Origin of the sequence: Sphingobium sp. EP60837 (genome assembly GCF_001658005.1) — a bacterium.
Lineage (GTDB): Bacteria > Pseudomonadota > Alphaproteobacteria > Sphingomonadales > Sphingomonadaceae > Sphingobium > Sphingobium tyrosinilyticum.
This window is the reverse complement of record NZ_CP015986.1, coordinates 369121-385094: the sequence shown is the minus strand read 5'-3', so window position 1 is coordinate 385094 and position 15974 is coordinate 369121. Positions and strand designations below refer to the sequence as shown.

Here is a 15974-nt window from a genome sequence, read left to right as displayed (position 1 = left end):
GTGCGGACTTGAAGCGGGCGTGAGCGGGTGGTAGCGGCGGCCCATGTCGATAGACCTGCAGACCGTAAAGAAGATCGCCAGCCTTTCGCGTATTTCGGTGACCGACGCCGAAGCCGAAGCGATGGTGCCGGAACTCAACAACATCCTTGGCTGGGTGGAGCAATTGGGCGAGGTGGATGTGACCGGCGTTGAGCCGATGACCGCCGTCATCCCCAACAAGCTGCGCCTGCGTGAGGACGCCGTGACCGATGGCGATGTCCGCGACCGGGTGCTGGCCAATGCGCCGCAGGCCGAACATGGCTTTTTCGCGGTCCCCAAGGTGATCGAATAATGAGCAATCTGACTGATCTGACGGTCGCGGAAATCCGTGACGGCTTTCGCGCGGGCGACTTTTCGGCGCGCGAAGCGGCGCAGGCGTTCAACGCCAATGTCGCTGCCGCCAAGGCGCTGAACGCCTTTATTGTCGAAACGCCGGAGAAGGCGCTGGATGCCGCCGATGCCGCCGATAAGGCCAAGGCTGCGGGCGAGGTTCTGAAGCCGCTTTCGGGCGTGCCGATCGGCATGAAGGACCTGTTCTGCACCGAAGGCGTGCAGACGACCGCCGCCAGCCACATGCTGGAGGGGTTCACGCCGACCTATGAGTCCACGGTATCGAAGAAGCTGTGGGATGCGGGCGCGGGGATGCTGGGCAAGCTCAACCTCGACCAGTTCGCCATGGGGTCGTCCAACGAGACGAGCTATTTTGGCAATGTGATCTCGCCATGGCGGCGCGGCGGTGGCGATAATGCCGCGCTGGCGCCGGGTGGGTCTTCGGGTGGGTCTTCCGCGGCGATTTCGGCGCGGCTGTGTCCGGCGGCGACCGGGACCGATACGGGTGGCTCGATCCGCCAGCCTGCGGCCTTTACCGGGATTTCGGGTATCAAACCGACCTATGGCCGCTGCTCGCGCTGGGGTATCGTCGCCTTTGCCTCGTCGCTCGATCAGGCAGGGCCGATGGCGCGGACGGTGCGGGACAATGCGATCCTGCTGGAGACGATGGCGGGCTTTGATCCCAAGGATTCGACCTCGCTCGATCTGGCGGTGCCGCAGTGGGAGGCAGGGCTTTCCAGCGACCTGCGCGGCAAGAAGGTCGGCATTCCTAAGGAATATCGCCCCGATGGCCTGAATGCGGAAATCTCCGCGATGTGGGATCGCGGGATCGAATGGCTGAGGGATGCGGGCGCCGAGGTGGTGGAGGTGTCGCTGCCGCACACCAAATATGCGCTGCCGACCTATTATATCATCGCGCCTGCCGAGGCTTCCTCGAACCTCGCCCGCTATGACGGTGTGCGGTACGGCCAACGCGACCTGCCCGATGGGGCGGGCTTGCAAGACATGTATGCCGCGACCCGCGCCGCCGGTTTCGGGCCGGAGGTCAAGCGCCGCATCATGATCGGCACATATGTGCTGTCGGCGGGCTTCTATGACGCCTATTATACGCAGGCGCAGAAGGTTCGGGCACTGATCGCGCGCGACTTCGAGCAGGCTTTCGAGAATTGCGACCTGCTGCTGACGCCGACTGCACCGAGCGCTTCCTTTGCGCTGGGCGAGAAGCAGGCCGATCCGCTGGCCATGTATCTGAACGACGTCTTCACGGTTCCGGCTTCGCTGGCGGGTCTGCCCGCCATGGCGGTGCCGGGTGGGCTGGATGCGCAAGGTTTGCCGCTGGGATTGCAGATTATCGGCAAGGCGCTGGACGAGCAGACCGTGCTGAACGCGGGGCTTGCGATCGAGGAGCGCGCCGGATTCACGGCGCGGCCGGAGAAGTGGTGGTAACAGGTGTCGTCATGCCAGCGGAAGCTGGCATCTCAGTGCCTATGTTGTGACATTAGAAAAGAGAGATCCCAGCTTTCGCTGGGATGACGGTGTAGAAGATGACCGAGACAGCATATCGCATTCAGGGCGCAACCGGCGAGTGGGAGGTCGTGATCGGCCTGGAAGTCCATGCGCAGGTAACGAGCCAGGCGAAGCTCTTTTCCGGCGCGGCGACGGCTTTCGGTGCGGAACCGAACACTCAGGTGTCGCTGGTCGATGCGGCGATGCCAGGCATGTTGCCCGTGCCCAACCGCGAGTGCATCCGCCAGGCGGTACGCACCGGCATGGCGATCGACGCCAAGATCAACAAATGGTCGCGCTTTGACCGCAAGAATTATTTCTACGCGGACTTGCCTCAGGGTTACCAGATCAGCCAGCTGTACCACCCGTTGGTGGGCGAGGGCGCGATCGAGATCAATCTCGACGAGAAGAATCCCGACGCCGCAACGAAGCGGATCGGCATCGAGCGTATCCATGTCGAGCAGGATGCGGGCAAGCTGATGCACGATCAGCATCCGACGCGGTCCTATGTCGATTTGAACCGTTCTGGCGTGGCGTTGATGGAAATCGTGTCGAAGCCGGACATGCGCTCGCCCGCCGAAGCCGGGGCCTATCTTTCCAAGCTGCGGACCATCCTGCGCTATGTCGGCTCGTGCGACGGCAATATGGACCAGGGTTCTATGCGCGCAGACGTCAACGTCTCCGTACGCAAGCCAGGTCATGAGTTCGGCACCCGCACCGAGACCAAGAATGTGAACTCGGTCCGCTTCGTCATGGCGGTGGTCGAATATGAGGCCAGCCGTCAGGTCGATGTGCTGGAGGCTGGCGGCAAGGTGGTGCAGGAAACCCGCCTTTACGATCCGGACAAGAATGAGACCCGGTCCATGCGGTCGAAGGAAGATGCGCATGACTATCGCTACTTCCCGGATCCAGACCTGCTGCCGCTGGAACTGGACGACGCGTTTCTGGAAGAGTGCCGCCAGTCGCTGCCCGAGCTGCCGGACGCCAAGCGCCGCCGCTACGAAGAGCAGTTGGGCCTTTCCCCTTATAACGCAGCGACGCTGACCGCGGATGCGGATACCGCGCGCTGGTTTGAGGCGCTGCTTGCGGAAGGTGCGCGCATCCAGAAGAAGAGCGAGGGGGAAGTCGCCAAGGCGTCGGCCAACTGGCTGCTGTCGGAGCTGTATGGTGCGCTTAATCGTCTGGGCAAGAGCTTGGAAGACAGCCCGGTTGGGCCGGAAGAGGGCGCGGAACTGCTGGCGCTCGTCGCCGATGGCACCATCTCGGGCACCATTGCCAAGCAGGTCTTCGAGATCATGCTGGAGACCGGCGAGCGGGCACCCAGGATCGTTGAGGAAAAGGGCCTCAAACAGACCAGCGACACCGGCGCGATCGAAGCGGCGGTGGCGAAGGTGCTGGCCGATAATGGCGACAAGGTCGATCAGTATAAGGCGGGCAAGGAAGCGCTGTTCGGCTTCTTCGTCGGACAGACGATGAAGGCGATGCAGGGCAAGGCCAATCCCCAGGTCGTGAACGAACTGGTTCGCAAGGCGCTTGCGTAAATCGGAGGCCGCTGTCTAAACCCTTGGGGTATCGGGCGGACGCGGGGGCGCTTCCGTCAAACGGGGGGGTGGACATGAAAGCAGGCAGACTGATTGCCGTGCTGGCGCTGATGGCGTCCGGCCTGTCGCCGATGACGGCGCGGGCCGAGACGCTGACCAACGACATGGTCGTGGCGCTGGTTCAGGCGGGTCTTGGCGATGACGCGGTGATCGGGAAGATCAGGGCGTCTGCCGGCAATTATGCGCTGACGACGGACGACCTGATCGCGCTGAAGAAACGCGGCGTGCCGGGGCCGGTGATCGCAGCGATGATCGAGTCCGGTTCACAAGGAGCGGTTTCGGCGAAGGCGGCCTATTCCGCCGATTCCCCTGATCCGCTGACGCCGCATCCGTCGGGCCTGTATCTGTTGAGCGACGCGCGCATGGTACGGATCGACCCGACGACGTCGAACCAGAGCAAGACTGGCGGGCTGCTCGGCTATGCCTTCACCGGCGGGCTGGCGTCACTCAGCATCAAGGCGGTGATCCCGAATGTCACGGCCAGGGTCCGAACCGGGCGGGCGCGGCCGACATTCTATTTCTACTTCGATGAAGCGACCCGCAGCCTTTCCCAGGCCGGCACGCCTTCACCCTGGCTATCCGGCCCGGCAAGCGCGATCACGTCACCCAATGAGTTCACGCTCATCCGCTTCGACGTCAAGAAGGACCGGCGCGAGACGCGGACGGGGAGCATGAACCTGGCGGGCGCAAAGTCCGGCGTCATGGACAAGGACCGGATCGCCTTCGACTATGAGCAGGTGACGCCGGGCGTGTTCAAGGTCACGCCTACAGCCGATCTCCCGGCGGGCGAATATGGCTTCATCTACTCGATAAGCGCGGGGGCGGGGCCGGGGATGTGGAGCCATGGCACCGGATCAGCGCGCATTTTCGACTTTGCCGTTCACCCCTAAGGGCAAGGGGGACGCCGCCTGAGGAGCAAGCAGCGTCCCCGCCCACAAGGCATGTCCCGGGGGGCGGGACTGCCTCATGGCAGGGCCGGCGGACCAGGAGGGTCGTGGGGTGGCGCCCGCCAGCTTTTCATCTGCTAGACGGCGCGGGATGGGGTTTGCCGTCCTCTTTGGAGCATGATGACTGACATAAATGCGTTGCTGCCCAGCGAAGCCGCGCGGGGCGTCCCGACTTCGCTCGAACCGAACGGAGAAGTGGGCGCATCTGCCACGGCCACTTTCAAGATTTAAAAGGCGAAGTCTATGCCGACCCGGAGCGTTCTTGGCCTGAGCGGCGTCACATAATCGCCGCGCAGGTTGAAGGGCGTGCCGAGCGAGAAGCGGTTGCCGCTGCTGTCCAGGATGTTGCTGAGGGAAAGCGAGAGTTGGACGGGACCGCGCGCAAGGCTGGCGGTGACCGCCGTATCGAAATAATCGCCCTGGTTGCGGCCAAGGATGGGCCCTATGCCCACGCGCGACTTGCCGACATAGCGGGCCGATCCATTCAGATTCAGGCTGATGTCGTTGCTGATCCCACTGCGATAGTCGATCGCTAGCCTGCCGCCGAGGTTGGCGACATTGGGCAGCGTCATCGACTGATCGGCGATGGCCAGCGCCCTCACATAGGGGGTAGGGCGGCTGAGGCGGCTGTCATTATAGACGATGCTGCCGTCCAGGGTGAGGCCGGGCAACGGCCTGACGGCGATGCGGCCTTCGAGCGTATAAATGCGTCCGTCGCCGATATTCGCCGTCGCCGGCAGGCCGATCCGATCGATCACATCCGCCTGGATGTCTCGCCAGTCGGTATAGGCGACATTGGCGCTGATCGCGATCGGATCGCGCCCGGCAAGGCCCTTACGGATGCCAAGTTCCAATGTTGATGCGCGGTCGTTGCTGAAGCGCAGCACATGTTGATCGTCCACCGCCAGGCCGCCTGGACGGAAGCCCTGCTGGAAACGAGCGTAGAGGGTAAGGCCGGGGATGGCGTCGCTCAGCAGCGACAGGGACGGGAGAAACATGGTTTCGTTGCGATCCGCGGCAGCTTCGGCGCGGGCGATCTCGGCGCTGGACAGCAGCGAGATGGGATCGATCGCCTGGCCCGAAAGCCGACTGTTAGTGACGCGTCCACCCAGCGTCGCGACAAGCCCGGCTATCGGTTCGAACGAGGCTTCGCCGAAGAGAGTGGCTTCATGGATGCGGTTGCGAACGCCGGTGGTCGTCGCGGGCATACCGAAGCCGTAAAGGGGCACGCCCGGTATGACCTGCGCTGCCACGGGCGCCATGCCGAACGAGGTCAGCGAGCGGCTGATCGTCGATGTGCTTTCGAGATAGGAGACGCCGAGGATCCAGCCCAGGCCATTTTCGAGATCCCGGACGAGGCGGTTTTCGGTCGAGAATATCGTTACGCGATTATGCTGCCGGAAAAGGCTGGCCGGGGTGTTGGGCTGCGTCGCGTCATAGCTTTCGGACAGGATGTTCCGGACAAAGCCGGTCGAGGAGATGAAGCGAAGGTCGCTCCACTGCCGCTCCACCCGCAGATTGGCGAGCGCATAGTCGGACGAATAAGGCTGAGCCACGCTGGACGCGCGGTCGAGGTGGCCAGCCGTCTTGTCGGCATATTGCGCGTCGTCCCCGCTGATATGCTGGTACACTCCGCTGAGGTCGATGATCCAGTTTTCGGTAGGGGCGAAGCGGAGCGTGGCGCGGCCGCCATATATGTCGGTGCGGTTTACGTCGTCGCGGTTGCGCTGGACGTCGTCGATATATCCGCCCTCCCGCACCCCATATCCAACCAGCCGCAGCGCCAGCCTTTCCGCGACGATGGGGAGATTGAGGGTTGCGGACAGATCGCCGCCGGGGTCGCCATGCTGGGTTGCGCTGAAGCCCGCGGATAGTAGGCCGCCATAGCGCGTCAGATTGGGCGGATTGGGGATCATGCGGATGATGCCGCCCAGCGATCCCGCACCATAAAGCGTGCCCTGTGGCCCTTCCAGCACCTCCACACCCTGCATGTCGTAGAGCCGCAGGTCTGGATCGGGCGCGGCATAGTTGAGGCGCATGTCGCCCAGATATTGTCCCGTCGTCGCCTGAGTAGGGCCAGCGACGGCGGAGTCGGCGATGGCGCGGAGGAACAGCTTGTTCCGTCCCGGTCCCGCATGGGTCGAACTGAGGCTGGCGACGCGACTGAGCAGGCTGGCCGTGCCTGATGCCGCTTCCCCGCTGGTAATCGCGCCATAGTCGATGGCCTCGACCATGCCGGGATAGCGCGGCAGGGGAAGGTCGCGCTTTGAGGCGGTGACGATGATTTCCGCCGGGGGTGGGGTTGCCGCCGGGGGAGGCTGCGGTGGACCGAAGGCGAGAGAGGGACGGCGTTTGGGAAGGCGGCGGATGACGCGCCAACTGTTGGCGTCAATGCGTTGGAGGGTCGCGCCGGTGCCGCGAAGCAATCGTTTCAAGGCGGCTTCCGAGGACAGGTGGCCGTGCACCGCTGGCGTGGGGAGCGCCGTTAGCGACTGGTCTGAAATGCCGATGCTGGCCCCGGTTTGGTGGCCGAGCGCGATCACCGCCTCGCCCAGCCGTCCGGGGGCGATGCTGATCATCTGTCTGTCCGCCGCGCTGGCTGGCGATACGGCCGCTAAGGCTATGGCGGTGACGAAAAGGACGTCAGCGTGGCGCGGCATCCCCTTCCTTCAGCAACCAACCGTCGCCTTGCCGGATGGCGGAAAGGCCCATGAGCGGGGCGGCGGTGGCGAAAAAGCGGGGGGCGTTGCGATCGAGCCGGATGGTGCCGGTGAAGCGGGCAGCGCCTGCGCCTGGCGTTGTCGCCAGCCGAACGCCGAGCGACCTCGCAATGTCTGCGCTGATCTGGGCCACGGGCATATTGTCGTAGCTCAGCTGTCCCTGACGCCAGCTTGCGACGGCTTGACGGGCGATGTTCATGACGCGCAGGCCGGTGGCGTCTTGGGTTAGTGCGCGGCCTGCGGGGAGGGCGATGGCCTGCGTCTGCGGATTATAGATGACCTTGCCTTCTGATACGTCGATGCGCGTCATCCCGCCGCTGTGGACGATGTTGAAGATCGTGCCCGCATCCTCGAACAGCGCATCGCCAACGGTCACGCGGAACGGGTTGCGCGGGTCGTGCCGCACGGTGAAGGCGGCTTCCCCGCTGTCGAGGGCGGCGAAGCGGCTATTATTATGGTCGAGCCTGAGGATCGTGCCGCCATTAAGGTCGATGCGCGTACCGTCATTCAGCGCGATGGTGCGGGTTTCGCCGGGACGGGTGGTGACGCTGTAGATGTCGGTGCGGTTCCATAGACCAATTGAGAGCGGGGCCACCAAAGCGGCGGCCAGCGCGCCACCACCGATCCAGCGCATCGGGCGCCATCGCCGCTCGCCCGGATCATTGGCGGGTGCGCCCACGAAGATGGGATCCGCGGGCAAGAGGTCGGGTAGGTCAGCGTCTGCCGCCAGCAGCGCGTCATAGGCAGGCGCGTGGGCGGGGTCTGCTTCCAGCCAGAGGGTGAAAGCGTCCCAATCTGTAAATTCCGGATCGCGCATGCGGATGACCCATCCGAGCGCTTCCTCGTGCAGCATTATGCTGGCCCCTGTCATATATGACCCCATGCCGGGAGAGACGGCGCGCGCCCGCTCATTCCGTATCCAGCCTTTGCCGGAGTGCGATAAGCGCGCGATAAGCCTTTTGAAGATCCTTCTCCACGGTGGTCAGGCTGACGCCCAATTCCTCGGCAATGAGGCGCTGTCCGACGCCTTCGATGCGGAAGCGGCGGAACACCAGTTCGACGCGGGGACCAAGGCCGTGCAGCACGGCTTCGGCCTCTTCCAGGCGCTGGGCGAGAATGAGCCTTTCATCGACGGCGATGTCTTCGCTTGGGTCAGCCATCACACCACCGCCGCCCTCCGCCCAATGCTGCTCCCTCCGCTCGCGCCGGGTGGCTGAGCGATAACGGTCCAGCATGAGATTGTTGGCCATGCGGTAGAGATAGGGCAACGGATCGGAGACGGGGCCGAGGTCCTTCGACTCCAATTTCATCCACATGTCCTGCAGCAAATCCTCGGCATCGTCGCCCGCGCCGCGCGCGCGCAGGAATCGCAGCAAGGCGGGGCGGTTGTTCAGAAATATCGCAGATAGGCCGCTGGCCATGCCCTATTGGGTCCCGTGCAGGTGAAGGCAGGTTGAGATAGAGGGCAGCGCAGGGCTTTGGCAATGGACAAGCGAAAGCCGACGCCGCCATTGTCCTGCAGTTCGCGCTGCTTTAGCGGACAATAAGGAGCCGGTTTGGAGGCAGGATGCAGGCGAGGACGCAGGTTGACGTAGCGGCAGCGGAGGCCGCGGGCATGGACCCGGTGCGATTGGATGCTTTAGCTTGCGCGCTGCACGCCGATTATGTCGCGACGGGCAAGCTTCCGCATCTGCAACTACTGGTCTCGCGGGACGAACATGTGCTGCTGTCGCATGTGAGCGGGGTCGGCCGCGCGACGCAGGAACCGTTGGTGGATGACTCGCTGTTTCGGATCGCGTCGATGACAAAGCCGGTGACCTCCGCCGCCTTCATGATGCTGGTCGAACAGGGGCTTGTTGCGCTGGACGATCCGGTGACCCATGTCCTGCCGGAATTTTCAAAGCTGCGCGTGGGGACGGATGGGCGGCCGTTGCGGCAGCCGATGCGGATGATCGACTTGCTAAGGCATACGTCCGGCCTGACCTACGGACTTCAGCGGCAAACCTCGATCGATGCGCGTTATCGCGAATTGGGGTTGGACGAATTTCAGCAGAAGCGCAGTGCGGACGAATTCATCGAAGCGCTGGCTGGGCTGCCGCTGGAATTTTCGCCGGGCGAGCGGTGGAATTATTCTGTTTCCACCGATGTGCTGGGCGTGGTTGTGGAGCGGCTGAGTGGCCTTCCCCTTGATGCCTTCTTATCCCAGCGCATATTCGGTCCGCTCGGCATGATGGACACATTTTTCGAGCTGCCCGAGGAGAAGGTAGAGCGGATGACGGACGCCTGGCAATTGGATCAGGACGGCCGATTGTCGCTTTACGACCGTGGTGCGCGCAGCGGATGGAGGCGTAAGCTTCGGTTCCACTCAGGGGGCGGCGGGCTGATCTCAACCGCAGCGGATTATAATCGGTTCGCCCGGATGCTGTTGCGGGGCGGCGAACTGGATGGCGTCCGCCTTCTCAAGCCCGCGACGGTCGCCAGCATGCGTGCCAACCATCTGCCGGGCGGCGGTGATCTTGCCCGTCACTCATCGTCAATGTTCAGCGAGGCGGATTATGCAGGCGTTGGCTTCGGCCTCGGCTTTGCGACCGATCTCAAGACGGCAGAACATTTCTGGGGCGGGGTGTTTTCGACCTTCTTCTTCATCGATCCGCGCGAGAGCATTATCGGCCTTTTGTTGACACAACATCTGCCATCGAGCGCCTATCCGGTGCGCCGCCAGCTGCGCGAGGGCGTACGCGCGGCAATCCGTGATCGGCGGGGCTGATCCACAATCATAAGGATCATGCTGCGCTGCAAAATTTGCTGTTGGCGAGGGTGAGGAGCCTGTGCCATCATCGGGGCCGGATTCAGCCAAGGGGACGCCAATCATGAACCTCAAGGGCAACACCACCCTTCCCAAGCCCGCGCCCCGGCAAGTCGATCCACAGGCGCTGGCCCATGAGATCGTCGAGCGGCTGACCTATCGCATCGGCAAAAATGCGGAGGCTGCAAAGCCCCACGACTGGTTGCATGCGGTGATCCTGTCGATCCGCGACCGCGTGATCGACGCCTGGATCGCCTCGACCCAGAAAACCTACGAGGAACAAGGGCGGCGGGTCTATTATCTGAGCCTGGAATTTCTGATCGGCCGCCTGATGCGCGATGCGGCGTCCAACATGGAGATGCTGGACGAGGTGCAGGCGGCGCTCAATTCATTGGGCGTGGACCTGGACGTCATAGCGGCGCTGGAACCCGACGCGGCGCTGGGCAATGGGGGCCTAGGGCGGCTGGCGGCCTGTTTCATGGAGAGCATGGCGACGGTGGACGTGCCAGCTTATGGCTATGGCATCCGCTATGTGAACGGCATGTTCCGGCAGGAAATTTCGGACGGCTGGCAGGTGGAACTGCCGGAGACCTGGCTGACGCATGGCAATCCATGGGAGTTCGAGCGGCGCGAGGCGAGTTACGAGATCGGCTTCGGCGGACGGGTGGACCCGGCGGAGGGTGCGGATGCAGGGCTGCACCAGATGCACTGGCGACCCACGGAACGCGTGATCGCCACGCCCTATGACACGCCGATCGTGGGATGGAGGGGCAAGCGGGTCAACACGCTGCGGCTGTGGGAGGCGCAGCCGATCGACCCGATCCTGCTCGACCGCTTCAATGCGGGCGACCATCTGGGCGCGCTGGCCGAGAGCAACCGGGCGGAGGCGCTGACGCGGGTGCTTTATCCTGCGGACAGTTCGCCTGCCGGACAGGAATTGCGGCTGCGGCAGGAATATTTCTTCTCCTCCGCTTCGCTGCAGGACATAGTGCGGCGGCACATCCAATATTTCGGCGACATCAGCACGCTGGCGGACAAGGCCGCGATCCAGCTGAACGACACCCACCCCGCTGTGGCGGTTGCTGAACTGATGCGGATCCTGCTGGATGATCACGGCCTGGATTTCGACGAAGCCTGGGACGTGACGCGGCGGACGTTCAGTTATACCAACCACACGCTGCTGCCCGAGGCGCTGGAGAGTTGGCCGGTGCCGCTGTTCGAGCGGCTGCTGCCCCGGCACATGCAGATCGTCTATGCCGTCAACAGCCGGTTGCTGGGCGAGGCACGGCGATCGGGTCACTTCGACGACCGGGCGATCGGCTGTATATCGCTGATCGATGAGGGCGGCGAGCGGCGGGTGCGGATGGGCAACCTGGCCTTTGCCGGATCGCATAGTGTCAATGGCGTGTCGGCGCTGCATACCGAGTTGATGAAGGAAACGGTGTTCGCCGATTTCCACCGGCTCTATCCAGCGCGGATCAATAACAAGACCAATGGCGTTACCTTCCGCCGGTGGCTGATGCAATGCAATCCGGGGCTTTTCGGGTTGATCCGCGAGGCGATCGGCGACCGGTTCATGGACGATCCGGAGGCGCTGCGGGAGTTGGATCGCTTTGCCGACGATGCCTCCTTTCAGGAGAAGTTCGTTGCAGTAAAGCGCGCCAACAAGGTGGCGCTGGCGGACCTTCTGAAGCAGCGCGTGAACGCGCGGATAGATCCGGCGGCTCTGTTCGACATCCATATCAAGCGCATCCACGAATATAAGCGCCAACTGCTCAACATCATCGAAGCGGTGTCGCTATACGATCAAATCCGGTCGCATCCCGAGCGGGACTGGGTGCCGCGCGTGAAGCTGTTCGGTGGCAAGGCGGCGCCGAGCTATCATAATGCCAAGCTGATCATAAAGCTGGCGGGAGACGTCGCCCGGGCGGTCAATCACGACCCTGCGGTGCAGGGGCTGCTGAAGGTGCAGTTCGTGCCTAATTACAATGTTTCGCTGGCTGAGATGATGATCCCCGCAGCGGACCTGTCGGAGCAAATTTCGACCGCGGGCATGGAGGCGTCCGGCACCGGGAACATGAAGTTCGCGGTCAACGGCGCGCTGACCATCGGCACGCTGGACGGCGCCAATGTCGAGATGCGCGACCATGTCGGCGAAGAGAATATCGTGATCTTTGGCCTGACCGCGCAGGAGGTGAACGAACGGCGGGCCCAGGGTCATGATCCGCGCAACGTGATCGCGCAGAGCCGCGAACTGGGGCAGGCGCTGGAGGCTATCGCCAGCGGTGTCTTTTCGCCGGACGAGCCGAACCGCTATCGCGACCTGATCCAGGGGCTTTACGACCATGACTGGTTCATGGTGGCGGCCGATTTCGACAGCTATTCAGCCGCCCAGAGAAAGGTAGATGCCATCTGGCGCGATCAGGCGAAATGGGCCAAGATGGCGATCCATAATGTCGCGCGGATGGGATGGTTTTCGTCGGACCGGACCATCCGTGAATATGCGACGGATATCTGGAAGGTGCTGTGATGACGGGCTGCGCGCCGCGGTGCTGACTCCGGAAAAGATCGCCCGGCTGCTGGAAGGCCGTGAGGACGATCCTTTCGCGACGCTTGGCGTTCATCCGGCGGGCAACGGCTTTACTGCCTGCGTGCTGCTGCCCGAAGCAGTCAGCGTGACGGCCTACAGGCTGGACGGCAAGGAAGCCGGTTCACTGACGCAGGTGGATCCGCGCGGGCTGTTTTCAGGCAAGGTGTCGATCAGAAAGCGCCAGCCTTTGCGCTATCACGCCAGCTATGCCGATGGCGGCGAATATCGGATGATCGATCCTTATGGCTTTGGCCCGGTGCTGGGGCCGCTGGACGATTATTATTTCGCTGAAGGATCGCACGGCCGCCTGTTCGACAAGATGGGCGCGCATCTGATCACCCATGAAGGGGTGGAGGGCACGCATTTCGCCGTTTGGGCGCCCAATGCGCAGCGGGTGTCGGTCATGGGAGACTTCAACCGCTGGGACGGGCGCAGGGGCCTGATGCGGCGGCGGCAGGATGCCGGGGTGTGGGAGATTTTCCTGCCGGAGGTGGGGCCGGGCAGCCCCTACAAGTTTGAGATCATGGGGCCGGACGGCAAGCTGTTGCCGCTGAAGGCCGACCCCTTCGCATTTCGGTCGGAATTGCGGCCTTCGACCGCATCGATCGTCGCGGGCGTTCCCGATCACCAATGGGGCGACGAGCGGCACCGCGACCATTGGGCGAAGGCAGACCCGCGCCGCGAGCCTGTCTCAATCTATGAAGTTCATGCCGGGTCCTGGCAGAAGGATGAGCATGGGCATTTCCTGAGCTGGGACGAACTGGCGAACCGGCTGATCCCCTATGTCGTGGGCATGGGCTTTACCCATATCGAGTTCCTGCCGATCAGCGAATATCCCTATGATCCAAGCTGGGGCTATCAGACGACTGGCCTGTATGCGCCGACCGCGCGCTTTGGTGATCCGGATGGCTTTGCGCGGTTTATCGACGGCGCGCACCGAGCGGGGGTTGGCGTGATCCTGGATTGGGTGCCTGCGCATTTCCCCACCGATGCGCACGGGTTGGCGCGCTTCGACGGCACGGCGCTCTATGAGCATGAGGACCCGCGCAAGGGGTTTCACCCCGACTGGAATACCGCGATCTACAATTTTGGTCGGCGGGAGGTCGCGCAGTTTCTGATCAACAATGCGCTGTTTTGGGCCGAGCGCTATCATGTCGATGGCCTGCGCGTGGATGCGGTCGCGTCGATGCTGTACCTCGATTATTCGCGCAAGGATGGGGAGTGGATTCCCAATGCGCAGGGCGGGCGCGAGAATATAGAGGCGGTCGATTTCCTCCAGCAGATGAACAAGGCGCTATATGGCACGCATCGCGGCGTCATGACGATTGCCGAGGAGTCGACCAGTTGGCCCAAGGTTTCGCATCCGGTGCATGAGGGCGGGCTAGGTTTCGGGTTCAAATGGAATATGGGCTTCATGCACGACACGCTGCGCTATCTGGCGCGCGATCCGGTGCATCGGGGCCACCATCATGACGATATAACCTTCGGCCTGCTCTACGCCTTTACCGAGAATTTCGTGCTGGCGCTGAGCCATGACGAGGTGGTGCATGGCAAGGCGTCGCTGCTGCACAAGATGGCGGGGGATGACTGGCAGAAGTTCGCTACGTTGCGCGCCTATTATGCGATGATGTGGGGCTATCCGGGCAAGAAGCTGCTGTTCATGGGGCAGGAATTCGCCCAGCGCGAGGAGTGGAGCGAGACGCGCGCGTTGGACTGGCATCTGCTGGACCATGCGCCGCATCAGGGGGTGCAACGGCTGGTGGGTGACTTGAACCGGCTCTACCGCTCCCGCGCGACGCTGCATGCCCGCGACTGCGAGGCGGAAGGGTTCGAATGGGTACTCGTGGATGCGGCGGCGGATTCGGTCTTCGCCTGGGCGCGGCGCGCGCCGGGTGAAGCGCCCATCGTCGTCATCAGCCATTTCACGCCGATGCTGCGGCAGGGTTATGGCATCCGCCTGCCGGCCGGCGGGCGCTGGCGGGAAATTATGAACAGCGATGCGGCCGACTATGGCGGCAGCGGGACGGGGAATCTGGGGTCCGTCTTCGCTGCAGAGGATGGGTGGGCGGAGATCAACATCCCGCCGCTGGCGACCCTGATGCTGGAACTGGACCATTGAGACCGACGAACGCGCGAAGGCGGTCGCGGGCATGAAGGAGAGGAGCCCTATGCAAGCCAGAAACCAGCCGATCGCGCGCGACGCCATGGCCTATGTCCTGGCAGGCGGACGCGGCAGCCGCCTTGCCGAACTGACCGACCGGCGCGCCAAGCCTGCGGTGCATTTCGGCGGCAAGGCGCGCATCATCGATTTCGCGCTGTCCAATGCGCTGAACAGTGGCATCCGGCGCATGGGCGTGGCGACGCAGTATAAGGCCCATTCGCTGATCCGGCACTTGCAGCGCGGGTGGAATTTCCTCCGGCCGGAACGCAACGAAAGCTTCGACATCTTGCCCGCCAGCCAGCGCGTATCGGAAAGCCAATGGTACGAAGGCACGACGGACGCCGTGTTCCAGAATATCGACATTATCGAAAGCTATGCTCCCGAATATATGGTCATTCTGGCGGGCGACCATGTTTATAAGATGGACTATGAGCTAATGCTCCAGCAGCATGTCGATAGTGGCGCTGACGTCACCGTCGGGTGCCTGGAGGTGCCGCTGCGCGATGCGACGGGCTTTGGCGTCATGCATGTCGATGAGAATGACGTCATCACAGCCTTTGTCGAAAAGCCCAAGAAGCCGCCGAGCATGCCGGGCAACCCGGCGATGGCGCTGGCGTCGATGGGCATCTATGTCTTCCGCACCCGCTTTCTGATCGAGGAATTGCGGCGGGATGCCGATGACCCCAACAGCAAGCGCGATTTCGGGGGCGACATCATCCCCTATATCGTCAAGCATGGGAAAGCGGTGGCGCATCGCTTTTCAAGCAGCTGTGTGCGGGCCGAAAGCGAGCCGGTGCCCTATTGGCGCGACGTGGGAACGCTGGACGCCTATTGGCAGGCGAATATCGACCTGACCGAAGTGGTGCCGTCGCTGGACCTATATGACCGCAACTGGCCGCTGTGGACCTATTCGGAAGTCACGCCTCCGGCCAAGTTCGTGCATAATGAGGAAGGGCGGCGCGGGTCCGCGACCTCTTCGCTTATTGCGGGCGGGTGCATCGTGTCGGGGTCCGCGCTGCACAAAAGCCTGCTTTTTTCCGGAGTGCGCACGCACAGCTTCTCGTCCATTACGGAGAGCATCATCATGCCGGACTGCGTGATCGGCCGGGGTGCGCGATTGCATAAATGCGTGCTCGATTCCGAAGTGGTCATCCCGCCGGGGCTGGTGGTTGGCGAAGACCCCGAACATGATGCACAGCGCTTTCGGCGATCGGACAATGGTGTGTGTCTAATCACGCAATATATGATCGACCGGCTGGCAGGCTGAGGCGCTT

At 63.1% G+C, this 15974-nt stretch carries 11 protein-coding genes; 8 read left to right on the top strand and 3 right to left on the bottom strand.

Features of this window, described 5'->3' with window-relative positions; genetic code table 11:
• Nucleotides 1-43: 43 nt before the first annotated feature.
• The 4 genes from gatC (at nucleotide 44) to EP837_RS01725 (ending at nucleotide 4366) form a co-directional block, all read left to right on the top strand.
• Nucleotides 44-331 carry an Asp-tRNA(Asn)/Glu-tRNA(Gln) amidotransferase subunit GatC gene (gene gatC / locus EP837_RS01740; RefSeq protein WP_066523977.1) on the top strand — a complete coding sequence of 96 codons (288 nt, stop codon included), beginning with the start codon at nucleotides 44-46 and terminating at the stop codon, nucleotides 329-331.
• Complete coding sequence (gene gatA, locus EP837_RS01735) at nucleotides 331-1815, top strand: Asp-tRNA(Asn)/Glu-tRNA(Gln) amidotransferase subunit GatA (RefSeq protein WP_066523975.1); 1485 nt, start codon at nucleotides 331-333, stop codon at nucleotides 1813-1815. The genes gatC and gatA overlap by 1 nt, the downstream gene beginning before the upstream one ends.
• A gap of 98 nt (nucleotides 1816-1913) precedes the next feature.
• On the top strand, nucleotides 1914-3416 hold the full coding sequence (gatB, locus tag EP837_RS01730; RefSeq protein WP_066523973.1) for an Asp-tRNA(Asn)/Glu-tRNA(Gln) amidotransferase subunit GatB: 1503 nt from the start codon (nucleotides 1914-1916) through the stop codon (nucleotides 3414-3416).
• 74 nt (nucleotides 3417-3490) lie between these two features.
• Complete coding sequence (locus EP837_RS01725) at nucleotides 3491-4366, top strand: hypothetical protein (protein ID WP_066523971.1); 876 nt, start codon at nucleotides 3491-3493, stop codon at nucleotides 4364-4366.
• A gap of 284 nt (nucleotides 4367-4650) precedes the next feature.
• On the opposite strand, the gene EP837_RS01720 is transcribed toward EP837_RS01725, so the two are convergent.
• The 3 genes from EP837_RS01720 to EP837_RS01710 are packed head-to-tail and all read right to left on the bottom strand — an operon-like array spanning nucleotide 4651 to nucleotide 8564.
• The gene (locus EP837_RS01720) at nucleotides 4651-7083 is read right to left on the bottom strand and encodes a TonB-dependent receptor domain-containing protein (RefSeq protein ID WP_066523969.1); all 2433 of its coding nucleotides are present in this window, start codon (nucleotides 7081-7083) and stop codon (nucleotides 4651-4653) included.
• Nucleotides 7067-7996: a FecR family protein gene (locus tag EP837_RS01715; RefSeq protein ID WP_066523967.1), complete on the bottom strand. Its 930-nt coding sequence runs from the start codon at nucleotides 7994-7996 to the stop codon at nucleotides 7067-7069. The genes EP837_RS01720 and EP837_RS01715 overlap by 17 nt, the downstream gene beginning before the upstream one ends.
• Nucleotides 7997-8051: 55 nt before the next feature.
• Nucleotides 8052-8564, bottom strand: coding sequence for an RNA polymerase sigma factor (locus tag EP837_RS01710; RefSeq protein WP_066523965.1), 513 nt, complete (start codon nucleotides 8562-8564; stop codon nucleotides 8052-8054).
• A gap of 146 nt (nucleotides 8565-8710) precedes the next feature.
• On the opposite strand from EP837_RS01710, the gene EP837_RS01705 reads away from it, so the two are divergent.
• The 4 genes from EP837_RS01705 (at nucleotide 8711) to glgC (ending at nucleotide 15967) form a co-directional block, all read left to right on the top strand.
• Nucleotides 8711-9910, top strand: coding sequence for a serine hydrolase domain-containing protein (locus EP837_RS01705; RefSeq protein WP_066523963.1), 1200 nt, complete (start codon nucleotides 8711-8713; stop codon nucleotides 9908-9910).
• Nucleotides 9911-10013: 103 nt separating this feature from the next.
• On the top strand, nucleotides 10014-12479 hold the full coding sequence (locus EP837_RS01700) for a glycogen/starch/alpha-glucan phosphorylase (RefSeq protein ID WP_066523962.1): 2466 nt from the start codon (nucleotides 10014-10016) through the stop codon (nucleotides 12477-12479).
• Nucleotides 12480-12498: 19 nt separating this feature from the next.
• The gene (gene glgB, locus EP837_RS01695; RefSeq protein WP_066523960.1) at nucleotides 12499-14658 is read left to right on the top strand and encodes a 1,4-alpha-glucan branching protein GlgB; all 2160 of its coding nucleotides are present in this window, start codon (nucleotides 12499-12501) and stop codon (nucleotides 14656-14658) included.
• 49 nt (nucleotides 14659-14707) lie between these two features.
• Complete coding sequence (gene glgC, locus EP837_RS01690; RefSeq protein ID WP_066523959.1) at nucleotides 14708-15967, top strand: glucose-1-phosphate adenylyltransferase; 1260 nt, start codon at nucleotides 14708-14710, stop codon at nucleotides 15965-15967.
• Nucleotides 15968-15974: the final 7 nt, after the last annotated feature.